Annotated in this window: 18 protein-coding genes, 1 tRNA gene and 2 pseudogenes; 7 read left to right on the forward strand and 14 right to left on the reverse strand. The window is 58.9% G+C overall.

The features are described from left to right. The first annotated feature begins 63 nt into the window (after positions 1–63). The 3 genes from BT116_RS21810 (at position 64) to BT116_RS21820 (ending at position 3,228) form a co-directional block, all read left to right on the forward strand. Complete coding sequence (locus BT116_RS21810) at positions 64–1,413, forward strand: sensor domain-containing protein (RefSeq protein WP_072347086.1); 1,350 nt, start codon at positions 64–66, stop codon at positions 1,411–1,413. Between the two features lie 325 nt (positions 1,414–1,738). Then, positions 1,739–2,242 (forward strand): DUF4142 domain-containing protein, encoded by a 504-nt coding sequence (locus tag BT116_RS21815; protein ID WP_072347087.1) that lies wholly within the window; start codon positions 1,739–1,741, stop codon positions 2,240–2,242. 77 nt (positions 2,243–2,319) lie between these two features. After that, the gene (locus BT116_RS21820; protein WP_072347088.1) at positions 2,320–3,228 is read left to right on the forward strand and encodes an SDR family oxidoreductase; all 909 of its coding nucleotides are present in this window, start codon (positions 2,320–2,322) and stop codon (positions 3,226–3,228) included. Positions 3,229–3,274: 46 nt separating this feature from the next. Here the strand turns inward: BT116_RS21820 and BT116_RS21825 are convergent, their stop codons facing one another. Further along, complete coding sequence (locus tag BT116_RS21825; protein ID WP_025212333.1) at positions 3,275–3,679, reverse strand: low affinity iron permease family protein; 405 nt, start codon at positions 3,677–3,679, stop codon at positions 3,275–3,277. A 176-nt stretch (positions 3,680–3,855) separates the two neighbouring features. On the opposite strand from BT116_RS21825, the gene BT116_RS31090 reads away from it, so the two are divergent. Then, positions 3,856–4,002 (forward strand): hypothetical protein, encoded by a 147-nt coding sequence (locus tag BT116_RS31090; RefSeq protein WP_170845971.1) that lies wholly within the window; start codon positions 3,856–3,858, stop codon positions 4,000–4,002. 120 nt (positions 4,003–4,122) lie between these two features. On the opposite strand, the gene BT116_RS21830 is transcribed toward BT116_RS31090, so the two are convergent. From BT116_RS21830 to BT116_RS21850, 5 genes and pseudogenes are all read right to left on the reverse strand, one after another. Next, positions 4,123–4,533, reverse strand: a complete 411-nt coding sequence (locus tag BT116_RS21830; protein ID WP_058543061.1) for a type II toxin-antitoxin system HicB family antitoxin — start codon at positions 4,531–4,533, stop codon at positions 4,123–4,125. Between the two features lie 40 nt (positions 4,534–4,573). After that, positions 4,574–4,750, reverse strand: a pseudogene (locus BT116_RS21835) (type II toxin-antitoxin system HicA family toxin); the annotation flags it as partial. A gap of 269 nt (positions 4,751–5,019) precedes the next feature. After that, complete coding sequence (locus tag BT116_RS21840; RefSeq protein ID WP_063325151.1) at positions 5,020–5,379, reverse strand: helix-turn-helix domain-containing protein; 360 nt, start codon at positions 5,377–5,379, stop codon at positions 5,020–5,022. Continuing rightward, a complete protein-coding gene (locus BT116_RS21845; protein WP_072347089.1) occupies positions 5,379–5,681 on the reverse strand; it encodes a type II toxin-antitoxin system HigB family toxin in 303 nt (100 codons plus the stop codon). Before BT116_RS21845 ends, BT116_RS21840 begins: the two co-directional genes overlap by 1 nt. Before the next feature lie 297 nt (positions 5,682–5,978). Beyond that, complete coding sequence (locus tag BT116_RS21850) at positions 5,979–6,608, reverse strand: LysE family translocator (RefSeq protein ID WP_072347090.1); 630 nt, start codon at positions 6,606–6,608, stop codon at positions 5,979–5,981. A gap of 145 nt (positions 6,609–6,753) precedes the next feature. Between BT116_RS21850 and BT116_RS21855 the strand changes: the two genes are divergently transcribed. Next, positions 6,754–7,236 carry an Lrp/AsnC family transcriptional regulator gene (locus tag BT116_RS21855; protein ID WP_024616088.1) on the forward strand — a complete coding sequence of 161 codons (483 nt, stop codon included), beginning with the start codon at positions 6,754–6,756 and terminating at the stop codon, positions 7,234–7,236. On the opposite strand, the gene BT116_RS31910 is transcribed toward BT116_RS21855, so the two are convergent. After that, positions 7,118–7,396 carry a DUF3077 domain-containing protein gene (locus tag BT116_RS31910; RefSeq protein WP_371856177.1) on the reverse strand — a complete coding sequence of 93 codons (279 nt, stop codon included), beginning with the start codon at positions 7,394–7,396 and terminating at the stop codon, positions 7,118–7,120. The two genes, BT116_RS21855 and BT116_RS31910, sit on opposite strands and share 119 nt — an antisense overlap. 420 nt (positions 7,397–7,816) lie before the next feature. Between BT116_RS31910 and BT116_RS21865 the strand changes: the two genes are divergently transcribed. Together BT116_RS21865 and BT116_RS21870 are read left to right on the forward strand one after the other, a co-directional pair. Further along, the gene (locus BT116_RS21865) at positions 7,817–8,011 is read left to right on the forward strand and encodes a hypothetical protein (protein WP_072347091.1); all 195 of its coding nucleotides are present in this window, start codon (positions 7,817–7,819) and stop codon (positions 8,009–8,011) included. Positions 8,012–8,141: 130 nt separating this feature from the next. Next, the gene (locus BT116_RS21870; RefSeq protein ID WP_063322556.1) at positions 8,142–8,327 is read left to right on the forward strand and encodes a hypothetical protein; all 186 of its coding nucleotides are present in this window, start codon (positions 8,142–8,144) and stop codon (positions 8,325–8,327) included. Between the two features lie 110 nt (positions 8,328–8,437). Here the strand turns inward: BT116_RS21870 and BT116_RS21875 are convergent, their stop codons facing one another. The 7 genes and pseudogenes from BT116_RS21875 to atzF form a co-directional block, all read right to left on the reverse strand. Continuing rightward, positions 8,438–9,019, reverse strand: coding sequence for a hypothetical protein (locus BT116_RS21875; protein ID WP_072347092.1), 582 nt, complete (start codon positions 9,017–9,019; stop codon positions 8,438–8,440). A gap of 141 nt (positions 9,020–9,160) precedes the next feature. Next, a tRNA-Gly gene (locus BT116_RS21880) sits at positions 9,161–9,234 on the reverse strand. A 162-nt stretch (positions 9,235–9,396) separates the two neighbouring features. Continuing rightward, complete coding sequence (locus BT116_RS21885; RefSeq protein ID WP_072347093.1) at positions 9,397–10,281, reverse strand: alpha/beta fold hydrolase; 885 nt, start codon at positions 10,279–10,281, stop codon at positions 9,397–9,399. Positions 10,282–10,590: 309 nt separating this feature from the next. After that, on the reverse strand, positions 10,591–11,283 hold the full coding sequence (locus BT116_RS21890) for a pseudouridine synthase (RefSeq protein ID WP_072347094.1): 693 nt from the start codon (positions 11,281–11,283) through the stop codon (positions 10,591–10,593). 35 nt (positions 11,284–11,318) lie between these two features. Beyond that, positions 11,319–11,537: a cysteine-rich CWC family protein gene (locus BT116_RS21895; protein WP_072347095.1), complete on the reverse strand. Its 219-nt coding sequence runs from the start codon at positions 11,535–11,537 to the stop codon at positions 11,319–11,321. Continuing rightward, positions 11,530–12,147 (reverse strand): annotated as a pseudogene (locus BT116_RS21900) (GGDEF domain-containing protein); the annotation flags it as partial. The pseudogene BT116_RS21900 and the gene BT116_RS21895, both read right to left, overlap by 8 nt. 344 nt (positions 12,148–12,491) lie before the next feature. Next, positions 12,492–14,270, reverse strand: a complete 1,779-nt coding sequence (gene atzF / locus BT116_RS21905) for an allophanate hydrolase (protein ID WP_072347097.1) — start codon at positions 14,268–14,270, stop codon at positions 12,492–12,494. Positions 14,271–14,277: the final 7 nt, after the last annotated feature.

A 14,277-nucleotide genomic window follows, 5' to 3' on the forward strand; every position in this document is an offset into this window, starting at 1 on the left:
CGTCACGAACTGACGATCACCCGCTTCGCTCACCGCTGCATTATCCGGATGACCTCCAGCCCCATGGACACTCGAAGTTCCGCGCCGCTGGCCAGCTACATCGATCTTCTGCTGGACGCCGTGTGTGCCGTCGACGGCCAAGGGCGTTTCGTGTTCGTCAGTGCTGCCTGCGAACAGATCTTTGGCTACACACCGCAGGAACTGATCGGCCAGCTAATGATCGACCTGGTGCATCCCGCCGACCGCCAGCGGACCCTTGAGGCGGCGCGGGAGATCATGGACGGCGAGCCCAAGCTCAATTTCGAGAACCGCTACGTGCGCAAGGACGGGCGGGTGGTGCACATCCTGTGGTCGGCGCGCTGGTCGCCGGCGGACCAGCTGCGCATTGCCGTGGCCCGAGACATCACCGAACGCAAGCAGGCCGAGTCCCGACAGGCGGCGTTGTATGCGATTTCCGAGGCGGCCCATGCCGCGGCAGACCTGTTGGCGCTGTTCAAGCGCATCCACCTGATTATTGGCGAGTGGCTGCCGGCGCTGAATTTCTCGGTGGCGCTGTATGACGAACAATGTTCGCAACTTAACTTCCCTTATCACGTCGACGACCGGGAAGGGCAGCCCGAATTGCCGGGCACGGTCACCGGACGTTTGTGCGCCGAGGTGATTCGCAGCGGCCAGCCGATCCTGCTGACGCCTGGTTGTAACGACTTGCCGCCGGGGTTCGATGACCTTGTAGCGCGGCCGGATGCGCCGTGTTGGCTGGGCGTGCCGCTGAACTCGCAGAGCGGTACGATTGGCGCGCTGATCGTCAAGAGTGCGCCGCACAACGAGCGCTACACCGAGCAGGACAAGGAACTGCTGCAATACGTCTGCGCACAGATCACCGTCGCCATCGAGCGCAAGCAGTTGCACGCCCGATTGCAGCACATGGCTCAGTACGATCAATTGACCCAGGTGCCCAACCGCGAATTACTCCGTGAACGGTTCAAGTGTGCATTGGCGACCGCGCGCGCGGCGTCTGGGCGCATGGCCTTGCTGTACATCGACCTGGACCGTTTCAAGCAGATCAACGACACCTATGGCCACGGGGTTGGCGACATGCTGTTACAGGCGGTGGCCAATCGTCTCAAGGGCTGTATCCGCGACACCGACACCGTGGCACGTATTGGTGGGGACGAGTTCGTGGTGCTGCTGCACAGCATCCAGGCCTTGGAGGATGCCCAACGCGTGCAGGAAAAAATCCGTCATGCATTGGCCCAGCCGCTGCGTCTGGACGGGCACTGCCTGAGCATCGAACCGAGCATCGGCGTGGCCTGTTTCCCCGACCATGGCACTGAAGATGTTGCCCTGTTTCGCCACGCCGACGAGGCGATGTATGCCGCCAAACGCCAGAATCACAGGGCGTTCGGCATCTGAAAGTGCGCCACCGTTCGTCGTGGCACGAGCACCTTTCTCAAACCTTCAACCCGTATCCCATTCGAATGCAAGAAGGGGGCTGCGTGCCCTGCATCCACGAATAGGGGGGGCCGGACCATGCCCGGTTCAAGCGATATTTATCTGGCAAACATTGCTCATGATCGAACGAAGGTGTCCAAAGCGGGTCGCAGAAGTGGGAGAACCACCATCACGACCGTCGATAGAAACCGTCGAAAGCCGGGTCGCACGTTTCGCTGTATTCATGGCTGGTTCTGATTCAACGGTGGATAAACCACCAGAACTTTCATCAGAGGAGGGCGCGATCATGAGCCGTATGGCCAGCTTTTTTCGCACCACCAGTGTTGTCGTGTTGGTGGGCCTGGGCGCCAACAGTGCCTGGGCCCAATCGCCTGCCGAATTCATCAACGATGCTTCCGCCAAAGGCATGGCTGACATCGAGACAAGTCGCATGGCCCATGGGAAAGCCGAATCCAGGGAGGTCAAGGACTACACCATCATGGTGATCAACGACCGCACCACGGCCAATCAACACTTGGCGAAGATCGCCAAGAAGCTCGACTTGCCTGTCGCCCCCCGGGAGGAGGTGGCGGACAAGGCCAAGGCCCTGATGCCGCAGGTCAAGGAAGGCGAGTCGTTCGAGGCTGCGTATGCCGCCACCCAGGTCAAGGCCACCGAGGAGGCCATCGCGCAGATCCAGCAGCAGGCCCAGACCACCGAAGTGCCGGAGATCAAGGCGTTTGCCGATGAAACCCTGCCTAAATTGCAGACTCACCTTGAAATGGCCAGGGCGCTGCAAGCCAGCCGCTGATCCGCTGCGTTTTTTGTATTCAGTGCCGGGACGTTCGCGTCCCGGCTGATTTTTGCCCGCCGAAAAGGAGAACCTCGATGTCCACACGCCGAGAACCCAACCAATACGCGATGCAGAACCCACTGACCCAATATCCGCGCCCACCCTTTCCCGATCAGCCGCAGTCGCCACCGGGCATTGACCAGGACATGGTGCCCAAGCCCGATCATGGTGAAAACAGTTACCAGGGCTTCGGGCGTCTGGAAGGGCGCAAGGCCCTGGTCACCGGTGGTGACTCAGGCATCGGTCGTGCCGCCGCCATCGCCTATGCCCGCGAGGGCGCGGATGTCGCGATCAACTACTTGCCCAGCGAAGAGCGGGATGCGCGGCAAGTCATCGAGCTGATCGAAGCCGAAGGCCGCAAGGCGATTGCGATTCCCGGCGACCTCAAGGACGAAACCTTTTGTGTGCAATTGGTCAAGAGTGCCCACGAGCAATTGGGCGCCCTGGATATTGTGGTGAACGTTGCCGGCAAGCAGGAAGCGCAAAAAGACATTGCCGACATCACCACTGCGCAATTCGACGACACCATGAAAACCAACATCTATGCGATGTTCTGGATCTGCAAGACAGCGGTGCCGCTGATGCCGGCGGGGGCGACCATCATCAACACCGCATCGATCCAATCCTACGATCCGTCCGCGACGCTGTTGGATTACGCCACGACCAAAGCGGCCATCGTGGCGTTCACCAAGGCGTTGGCCGGACAGGTCATCAGCAAGGGCATCCGGGTCAATGCTGTGGCACCGGGACCGATTTGGACCGTGCTGCAACCCAGTGGCGGCCAACCGCAGCAGAAGATTCCTACCTTTGGCGCCCAAGTGCCGATGAAACGTCCAGGCCAACCGGCCGAATGCGCGCCGCTCTATGTATTGCTGGCATCCCAGGAGTCGAGCTACATCACTGGGGAAGTGTTTGGCGTGACGGGCGGTAACCCACTGCCTTGACGCTCGGCCGAACCGCGCGAGTGGCACCTCACCACTCGCGCATCTTTCAGCACTGGTTCAGGTCGATCTTGCTTTTCGCTTCCAGGCCTTCAAGGCTTTTGACCTCGTCGTTGCCCATGGCCTGGTAGTGTTTCCTCAGCGCCTCCAGTTGCTTGAGGTCCAGGGATTCGAGTCCGAGCATTGCGTTTTGTGCCTCCTTGGTCGCTCGCAACAATTCATCGATCTTCAGGTGCAAGATGTCTGTATCGCGGTTCTGCGTGTTCTGAATCAGGAACACCATGAGGAAGGTAATGATCGTGGTTGAGGTGTTGATGATCAATTGCCAGGTGTCGTTGAAACCGAAGAAAGGTCCGCTGGCTGCCCACAGTGCCAACAATACGATGGCCCCCAGGAATGTCTTGGGACTCCCCGCCCAGAGGGCCAGTTTTTGCGCGATTTTTGCGAACGTCATTGCCGTGTTTCCTTATTGGATGCACCTGTCTGGTGTGACAGCAACGAGACGGTGAAGATTCTACTTACATTTCAGTCCCCAACATCCGTCGACGTTCATCGTTCGGCACGATGACAGTCGCAACCATTGCCGCTCTCGCAGGTCACTGCTGAAAGCCCTCGGCATTGGAGTACATCATGAATCTCGCCCGCATTTTTTGCCTTGCCTGCTGCTTGTTCACCCTGCAAGGCTGTTTCGACAACTCGGATAACGAGACCAAGGACAACACCGATGGCACCAAGTCTTCGGTGCAGATGCAGGAGTCTGGAAAGGAGAACAAATAGCCGTCTGGCTGAGTCCTGTGGGAGCGAGCTTGCTCGCGATGGCGTCAGATCAGCAGTATTCCTGTTGGCTGACAGGGCGCTATCGCGAGCAAGCTCGCTCCCACAGGTAGTGGCGGCTTCTCACCGGCCTTGTTGCAACACCTTCAGCGCCGCCGACGCCAGGAACCCGGAGCGGCTCTTCTCTTCAGGATGGTGCAACACATATTCATCAATGCGATTCAGTAAATAGCCAGGCAATGTGATGTTGAGTTTCTGCGCCTTGCCCAGGTACTTGGTCACATCGATGTCCACCAGCGCCCAGGTGCAGCCAGCATATTTCGGATTGGCGGCGTGCAAGGTGACGGTATTGGCCGGCGGAATCGGCGAGCCGTCTTCAGCCAGAATCTCGAAATGTCCCTCGATGGCCTCACGCGCCATCGCCATGGCCTCGTCCAGGTCATCGCCTGCGGAGAAACATCCGGGAATATCCGGCACTTCAACCCCCCAGGCGTGCTTGTCATCGCCCATGGAAATCGCAATCGGGTAAAGCATATTCATCGTCCTCCGGGAACGTCGCGCAACGGGCCGGCTGAAGCAGCGCCTGTTGCAAAATACTGATGGCCGTTTTCTTGAGCAGGTCCTTCTTCGGATGAGGAACCGTGACCAATCCCGGCTTGGTCGGGTGCTTGAAGTGATGGTGGCTGCCCCGAACCCGCACCAGATACCAACCGTCTGCAATGATTTGGCTTATCAAGAATCGGCTATTCACAACACCTCCGTGTGGTGTGCTTGGTGGGTACTATACCTACTGAAATTTAATGATCAACACTATAACCACCAGGGACGACACTGGCGGGTGGTTGAGTGGGTTGCTTCGAAGTGTAGAAGCCGCGCCCGGTAAGGACTGCGGGGGAGAGGGAGTGAGTTATTTCGGGATGTGATGAGGATGGTAGTGACTAAAACGAGGACCTCAAAAACCGGTCACGATGGACCGGTTCTATTTGAGATGTTGGTGGGATTGGTCGATGCCGTCACGTGTTAGGCAACGTCCGCCAAAAGGCTCTCATAAGGGATTCGCAATCCATCGTGAAGGCGTTTAATCATCGCCAGACTCAGTTTGCGTTTGCGGTTCAGCACTTCAGATACACGCCCGCTCGAACCGAGGAACGGTTCCAAGTCGCGCGCGGTCAAGCCTTGCTGATCCATCCGGAATTTGATGGCCTCAATTGGGTCGGAAGGCGGCATTGGGTAGTGCTCGTCCTCATATTTTTCGATCAGCAAGGCAAGGATTTCCAGCTCATCACCTTCAGCCGAACCGACGTCAGCACCCCAGAGTTGCTCGATGCGCGCAAAGGCTGCATTCAGATCATCTTGGTTGCGAATGGGTTTGATGTTCATCATACGGTCTCCGCATTGATTTGGTCGTACTGGGCATGGGTTCCGACGAACCGGACAAAACCGAGCTGGCGCTGATAGTCGATCGCCAGAATGATTCGGTATTTGTTACCGCCAATGTTGAATACAACCCTGCTGCTTTTGAGAATGCTGGCTGTTCCGAGTTCTGCCTTAATCTCTTGAGGCGTGTGATAGGTTGCTTTCTCCATGTGTCGATACCATTCAACCAGTGGAGTCTGAGAGTCGGCATAAGCCGGATTACTTTCCCAAAATTCCCGCAAGGTACCTCTCGCAATAATCCGCACCCATTACCTCCCGTTTTGGGAGGAGTCTAGTCTGAGCATCCCACCATTGCAAATGGTGCTTAACGGGAACGGAGTTGAGGGGGCTGAAAGGTCCGCTCGACCCCTAGCACCCCATGCTAGTGCGCTATTCCCGATGGTGAAGAAGTACATCAGAAGACGCCTGGTTCGATTTACTGACATTTGGAATGTGATTGCGACAGGTGATGCCACGTGACGAGGGAGCTTGCTCCCGCTGGGCTGCGTAGCAGTCCCCGGTTTACTTCGCTCCAGGTCCCGTCCGACCAGCTTATCCAGGCACTAGGCCTGCTGCACAAACGTCAGCCGCACCGCAAACCCAATCAAAAGACTCCCAAACAACCATTGCTGAACACGCTGGACCGATGGCGAGCGTTGAAGCCAGCGCCCAAGCGCGACACCTACCAGCGCGTAGGCGCTATCGAACAACAAACCCACGCTGACCAACACCACGCCCAGGGTCGCAAACTGCCCCAACACCGGTCCGCCCTGCGGATCGATGAACTGCGGCAATAACACCGAGCAAAACAACAATGCCTTGGGGTTGAGCAGATTGGTCAGCAGACCGCGCCGAATCGCCTGATACCAACGCCGTTTTCCGGCCTCGATACCGGCTCCTTCAAAACTCGGCAACAACGTGGTCCGCAGGCATTGAAAACCGATCCATAACAAATAGGCCGCCCCGGCCAGGCGTACCGCGTCAAAGGTCCAGGGCGCAGTCTTGAACAATGCCGAAAGCCCCAATGCGGCCAGCGCGACATGACATCCCCGGGCAACGCCCAGGCCCACCGCCGTCGCCAGCGCCGCGCCCCTGCCCTGGCGGGCACCGGTTTGCAGCAACAGGATCATGTCCGGCCCAGGCAGCACATACACCACCATCAAGGCCATCAGGAACAACCAGAGCTCTGCCATGCCACATCCCCCTTCATCGACGATTCGGTCGTGCCAGTCTAGGGCCGAAGGGCAGGGCAGGTGGTTGCGAAGTCAGCTTCTAAAGCTCAGGAAATTGGCATAACCTGCCATGCACTCGTGTTATTCAATCGGGAAATGCCAACTCGTGAAACTGGATGCCTTCGACCGCAAAATCCTCGCCGCGCTGCAACGCGATGGTCGCCTGAGTAATGTGCAACTGGCCGAAGAAATCGGCCTGTCCCCGTCGCCCTGCCTGCGCCGCGTGCGGATGCTTGAAGAAGCCGGGGTGATTCGCGGATATCAAGCCATTCTGGATCGCGACGAAGTGGGCCTCGGGCTGACGATCTTTGTCGGCGTGAAGGTCGAACGGCACAACGACGAACAAGCCGAAGCGTTTCGCCAGGCGGTCACGGCATTGCCGGAGGTGATCTCGGCGTTTCTGGTGTCAGGCGAATCGGATTTCCTGTTGCAAGTGGTGGTGCCGGATCTGCGGGCCTACGACCGGTTCCTCACCGGGCGGCTGCTGAAACTGCCGGGTGTGAGTGATATCCGGAGCAATTTTGCGATTCATACGGTGAAGACGCCGGGGGCGCTGCCGTTGGGGCATCTGCCGGGGACTGAGCAATGAACGACACAAGTGGGCGGCCAAGATACAAAAAGCAAAGATCCGACGCCTGTTCCAGTGCCTCTTGGATGGGGAATCCGCCGTTGACCCGGAACAGCGCTCGATCAGCGGAATAGTTGAAGGGGGGGTAGCCGATGGTTTTTAGTTCAGTGTTTTCGTTCATGGCCTGCCTCTGTCGATCGAGAAACAGTAGGTTCGGGGCCTGAGCTTTGGCTGGTTTGAAAGTGATTTGATTTGCTGCGAGGTACGCATTGTCTAGCTCCCGTGAAGCGCGGTTGCTTGACTCGCGGGTTTCCAAGCCCCGATCGCTGATTTGCAGCGACGTCTGGAGAGTGGCTCGAAGGACAAGCGCAACAAGGCGAAACTCGCCGAAAAGTAAAGTATGCGCACCCCCTACGCAATTCTCGGATTCGGCCTACAAATTAAGCGAGAGCCGCCCGCTATCCACAACTGCGCAGATAGGAAATAGTGCTCCGCAGACGGACTACACGGTTGGCAACGAGCCATTGATGTCCGACAGATTTTTCCGGCTTCGCAGAAAACGACGCTTAATGCGGCGGCTCAAACCTTGGAAGGATGATCAATGCTTCAGAACGACCGCGATAATTTAGAACTCGATAAACTATTGATCGAAACCCGAAAGCTGTTGGCTGAGACTCGCAAACTTACGGCCGAGGAAACGAAGCTGAAGCACGAGGCCTTCTGGTATCCATACGCAGTAGGGGCAAGGGTTGCGACTGCCCTTGTCGCCGTTGCGGGTTTTGGGATTAAAATTTGAACGCTGGTTCGCCACAATGCGCCAATACCCACCCTACATTACTGGTACTTGAGCTTTGCAAGCATACGGCTCACATTGCTCGAAATGGTTCAGACTCAGCACGACCCGCGACCTCGGAGGAGAAAGAAACATGCCTACACCTCGTAGTTACCAAGCAAGCATCGAGCAATTGCATCAAGAGGTAGAGGCGTTAGCTGAAGAGATGAGACGCCCGGCCCCGGCCACATTCCGCGTTACGTTTTTGCCGTTCAGCATCGGTGCCGCGTTCGCCCTGACCCTGTTTGCCGTCGTCGCTTTTGTCGCAAGGCATGTTTGATTTTCTGTCCACTTTTCGGCACAGCCCAGTCCGGTTTGGTCAGCACCCTTACCGCCTACCAGTTCCCCTCTTGGTGAGGGCGCGGTGAAATTTTCGCCATGAGCGCTCATTCATGCTCTTGGCGTACTGCTCTTCAAAGCGCCTGCTGCGCAACGCCTCGCAATAGCCTTCAGCATGCGCCGACGGATAAGCCCGCTGACCGGGCGAATCAAATACCAATACGACGTAAAACTTCGCAACGCATCCGCGTCGAGGCAATGCACCCGTGTCTGCGTGGTGACCCTCGTCAGCCCCGATCGCAGCAACTGGCAGCTGAAACTGATGACCAGCTTCACATTCCCCGGCTCATTGAATAGCTCGAACGCTTCGGCATCCGCGACAACGACTTGGCCGTAGTCAGCTTTCCACAGCTTGCCGGCGAGTCCGTAAGCGACCTCTACGTCGCCGTTGCGCTGAAGCAATGTGAAATTATCCATGCCGAATGAAGCGCGTTGATCAGCGCCTGGATGCGGAGATCGACCCAGCAGGCGCATGGGGAGTTCGCGAAGCTTGATTGCATACCGAAAGAAACGGTCGTCTTCGGGGCGGTGGTCGAGGATTGCCGCAATGGCACGGGAAGGGTCTACGGGGATGTCCACGGTATGCAATTCACTGAACTGATACGTAGGCAGATATGAGTCAATCAGGTGCATCCTTGCTCTCCTTCATAGGTACTCGGTGTGAACCTCAGGGGCGCAAATCCCACAAAATTCCAGACCAAAAAAAACCGGCCACCAAGAGCCGGTTTTTTTATCCTTCGCCAAAAAACACACAGCGCAGGACCAGAATTCGATTGGAGCGGGTGAAGGGAATCGAACCCTCGTTATCAGCTTGGGAAGCTGGAGTAATGCCATTATACGACACCCGCTCAGAGCGGCTGACTTTGTACCAGATGTGGCCGAGGATTTGAAGTTTTTCTTTACGTACGGCGAGATCACTCGTCTACGCAAGGCTCAAACCAGAGCGGTCGTTCGCGGGCAAGCCCCGTTGCCAGAAGCGTTGGGCGGGGCTTGCTTGCGAGGACTCGGTTTCAGATAGCCAGTGCATGGTAGTCCTGCACGTAGTTGTAGCGTGGTCGACTTTCGTGGTGGGCCGGTTTCAGGAAGTCCAGCAGGGCGTTGCGGCTGTCGCGGCAGGCGGCCTTGTGTTCCATGTCCAGGAAGTGCCCGGTGGCTTGCAGTGTGCTGAAGCTGCTGTACTGCACGTGATCGGCAAAAAGCCTGGCGTCGTCGGCCGAGGTGTATTCGTCCCATTCGCCGTTCAGGAACAGCACCGGCACGTTGATTTTTTTCGCCGCGTTGACGTAGCACAACTGGTCGCTGTGAAGCACATCGCTGATGTGGAAGTGCATCTGCCCGTATTCGTGCTCGGCCAGGCTGCTCACGTGGCGATAGTTGAAACGCTTGAACAGCGGCGGCAAGTGTTTGCCGATGGTGCTGTTGACCAAGTGTCCGACACGGTCGCCGTCCAGGCTGCTCAGGTAATCCACACCGCGCTCCAGGTAGTCACGCATCGGCGCATTGAGTACCGGTGAGAACGAACTGATCACGGCTTTTTCGATGCGCCGTGGGCGCTGGGCCAGGGCGGTCAGCGTGGCGGCGCCGCCCCAGGAAAACGACAGCACGTGCTCGGCGGCGAAGTGGTCGATCAGTTCCAGGAGAATCTGGCCCTCGATCTCTTTCGTCAGCATTTGCTCATGTCGGTTGTGAGCTTTTGACTTGCCCGCGTAGGGTTGGTCGTACAGCACAACATTGAATTGCGGGTAGAGGTTTTTGGCGGTCTGTGCAAACGACGCGGTGGTGGCCATTGAGCCGTTGACCAGGATGATGGTCTTTTGTGCGGCGTCTGCGCGATAGAACTCCGTGTAAACCCGATACTGACCCTGTATATCCAGCACAGCGATTTCTGGCCTCATGTCATAAGACTCCTGGCAAGCGGGTATGCGCGCAATGAGATTGCACGAGTAATGTGACAGGTAGGCATACGCCTGGAAGATAAGGCCCATGTCGATCCAGAAAACGGTCGACGGGTGTTGTTATAGGCGGGCAGTTCGCCGGCGGGACAAGGCGGAACCTGAGGGTTCCGGCCGGCAAAAAGTTTCTTGGAAGTATGTTGTGACTCATCGGTCACATTTCGGCCGACGGTTTGATTCAAGCAGGGGGGCGACCGTTGCGCAAGTACCTATCGGAAAATTGTTCGACACTTCTGCCCGACGGTCATCGACTCAAATCAGACGGATCTCTTCAGGCGTCAAGGCGCGGTAGTGACCGGGCTCGAGGTTGGCGTCCAGCAGCAGTGGCCCCATACGTTCACGGTGCAGGCGCAGCACCTTGTTATCGAAGTGGCCGAACATGCGCTTGACCTGGTGATAGCGCCCTTCGACGATGCTCAGTCGCGCTGATTTCGGCCCCAGCAACGTCAGCTCAGCGGGCTGAGTGGTGAGGTCTTCGAAGGCGAAGTACAAGCCGTGGGCGAAGGTGGTGGCGTATTCGGCGGTGATGATTTGCTCGGTTTCAACGTAGTAGACCTTGGGCAATTTGGTCTGCGGCTGGGTCAGGCGCCGCGACCAGGCGCCGTCGTTGGTGATCAGCATCAGTCCGGTGGTGTTGAAATCCAGGCGCCCGGCGATGTGCAGGTCGTCCTTGTCCGGTTCGTCCAACCAGTCGAGCGCCGTGGGGTGTTGCGGGTCGCGGGTTGCACTGACACAGCCGGGCGGCTTGTGCAGCATGAAGTAGCGCGCTGGCCGGCCTGCTTGCAGCATTTCGTCGTCGACTTCTACACGGCTGAATTCGCGGACTTGTGCATGGGGATCGCTGACGGTCTGGCCGTCGATCCGCACCCGGCGTTCCACCAGCAACAGGCGCACTTGTTGGCGATTGAATCGCGGCAGATTACTGAGGAAACGGTCGACGCGCATGGGCAGTTCAGGCAAGGCAACGGAGGGCGGGCATCTTACGCGATCGGCTGAGGCTTGGCGCGCAACTGGGCTTGGACCTGGGCGCAGCGTGGGCACAGGCAGGATTGATCACGCAGCTCGGCTGGCAATGCTTCAAGCACGGCCGGGTCGATGCTCACGCCGTAACACCAGCAGGCGCGGTCGGCGGTTCGTGGGTCGGCCAGGGTGCAGTCATTGGCACCGCCGCAGGCCGGGCAAAGATCGGGCTTATTCATAACTGGAATGAGGCATTTCCACGCAGGTTCGGTTGCGCCCAGTCTGCCGGGCGCGTTGTAGCGCATGATCGGTCCGCGACAGCAGGCTGTGCAAGGTGTCTTCGTCCTGCAAGGTGGTGAGGCCGAGGCTGACGGTGACCAGCAATTGTTTTCCACTGCAGAAATAGCGCTGCTTTTCGATGTGCTGACGAATTTTCTCTGCGATCTTCAGACCGGTCTGTCCATCGGTGTCCTTGAGCAGGACGACAAAGGCTTCGGCGCTCCAGCGACAGACGATGTCCGAATGCCGCAGGCTCTCAGTCAGGCTGCGGGCGAACCCGGTCAACAGTTGATCGGTGGCGATATGACCGTGAGTGGTGTCCAGCCGCTTGAAGTCGTCCAGTTCCACCAGCAGCGCAGTCAAGGGTTTGGGTTCGCGCTGGGCTTCATGGAGGGCTTGCACGGCCAGCAGATCGAAGCCACGGCGATTCGGCAATTCGGTCAGGCTGTCGAGGGTGGCCTGGGCGTCGATGCGTTGTTGGTAGCTGTTGATCAACCGATAAAGGATTGCCAGGACGGCCAGTGTCACAAGTATGCCGATCAACAGGTTCAGATACAGTGTCTTGAGGATGTTATCGCGTACCGAGGCATGGGCTGCGTAATAGCCTAGCAACGCAATGATCAGGAATCCGGCACCCAGCAGCGCCACCACGGCCAGGAGCGGCTTGCGCTGGGAATACAACGGCGAACGGAGCGACATGGCGATTCCCTTGGCGCAGACCCAATGAAGTCAGTTTAGTGGCCTTGTGGGAAAAGACAGTCGAATTTGCAGGTTTGCAAGATTGTGGCGAGGGGATTTATCCCCGTTGGGCCGCGAAGCGGCCCCAATGCATTCTGTCTGATACACCACGCTGACAGGTTTTGGGGCTGCTGCGCAGCCCAGCGGGGATAAATCCCCTCGCCACAGGGTACTGTTTACTCAAGGGTCGTTAGATAAGCCCGCCATCCCCCCAGATGGCTGATGTCCCGTGCGCCTTCCAGGCCATACGACTCACAGATGAATCCGCTTTCCCAGCGCCCATCGGCCAGTTGCACCTTGCCCAGCCCCAGCGGTGCGGGAATGCCCGTCAGGAACGAGCCCAGTTCACTACTCGGCAGCTCCCAGACTTCGACCTCGATCGCCACGCCGCCTTCACGAACCCGAACCATGCCGGGACGCAAGGGTGGGCCGCCGGCCAACGCATGGAGGCGGTAGTCCGGCGAGCTTTGGGTAGCCTCGATCAGCCGGGCACCGCGTTGCTTGAGCTGCCAGTTCAGTGTCAACCCGTCCAGGTGTGCACCACACACCACCAGCCGCGCCCGGTCGTGGCGCGCCGGGTTGGCGGGCGCTGGCAAAGCCGTGTCCTGTTGGCGCTGCAAGGCATCGGCCACGCTCAAGAGGTATTGATCGGTGAATGCTCGGCCGAACAGCGTCACGCCCCAAGGCAAGCCGTTGCCCATGAACGCACTGGGAACGGCGACGGCGGCGTAGTCCAGCAGGTTCATGAAATTGGTGTAGTACCCCAGCTCCGAGTTGCGCAGCACCGGTTCGACGGCCAGTTCGGCGAGGGTCACCGGCCGGCCGATGGTCGGTGTGAGTACGCAATCAAGCGCCTCCATGGCCCGGTCGCATTGGGCTTTGAGCGCCTGCAAACGGTAGCGGGCGCGGAAAGTTTGTACGCCATCCACTGTGGGCGCTTTCGCCAATACGGTGCGGATGACGGGTAGGACGGCGTCGGGCTCGCGCTCCATCAATGGGCCGGCAACGCTGTAGCGTTCGGCCACCCATGGGCCTTCATAAAGCAGCCGTGCGGCTTCCAGGAACGGCGACAGGTCCAGTTCCACGGCTTCTCCGCCCAGGCGTTCGAGCCGTTCGACGGCTTCCTGAAACAGTTGCGGACCTTCCTGGCAGCCGAAAAATGCCAGGTCCTGTTGGCGCGGCACACCGAAGCGAAAGCGCCGGGGCGCGCCGAACGCGGTGCCATCGTTCCACTGCGGGTTGTGGCGGCTGTAGTCGTCACGAGGGTCTGGACGGGCCGTCAGCGCCAACAGCTGGCTGGCTTCCTTGGCCGTCGCCGTGAAGGTCGTGACGCAGTCCAGCGTGCGACAGGCCGGGACCACGCCTGCCGTGGAGATCAGCCCTAGGGTGGCTTTCAATCCCACCAGGTTGTTCAACGCGGCGGGCACCCGACCGGAGCCGGCGGTGTCGGTGCCCAAGGCAAAGCTCGCCACGCCCAGGGCCACGGCCAGCGACGAGCCGGCGCTCGAACCGCCTGCCGGGTAGTCGGGCAGCACGCTGTTGCGGCAGGCGCCGTAGGGCGAGCGAGTGCCATTGAGTCCGGTGGCGAATTGGTCGAGGTTGGTCTTGCCCAGGGGGATCGCGCCGAGTGCCAACAACTGCTCGACAATGGTCGCCGAGCGGTCTGGCACGTAGGCAAACGCCGGGCAGGCGGCGGTGGTCGGAATGCCGGCCAGGTCGATGTTGTCCTTGATGGCAAAAGGTACGCCGTATAGCGGCAGGCTCTCCAGGTCGCGGCCTTCCAGCGCGGCCAGGTAGGGTTCCAGTTCCTCGGCCGTCAGCAGGTGGATGAACAGGTGGTAGTCCGGGTTCAGCGCCGCGGCTTTTTCCCGCAGCTCCAACAGCAATGTCCGAGGCGTCAGTTCGCCGCTGCGGTAGGCATTGCGCAGGTCGTCCAAGCGAAGCGAAAGGTTCATGGGGTTA

This window comes from Pseudomonas sp. NFACC16-2 (assembly GCF_900119205.1).
GTDB lineage: Bacteria > Pseudomonadota > Gammaproteobacteria > Pseudomonadales > Pseudomonadaceae > Aquipseudomonas > Aquipseudomonas fluorescens_Q.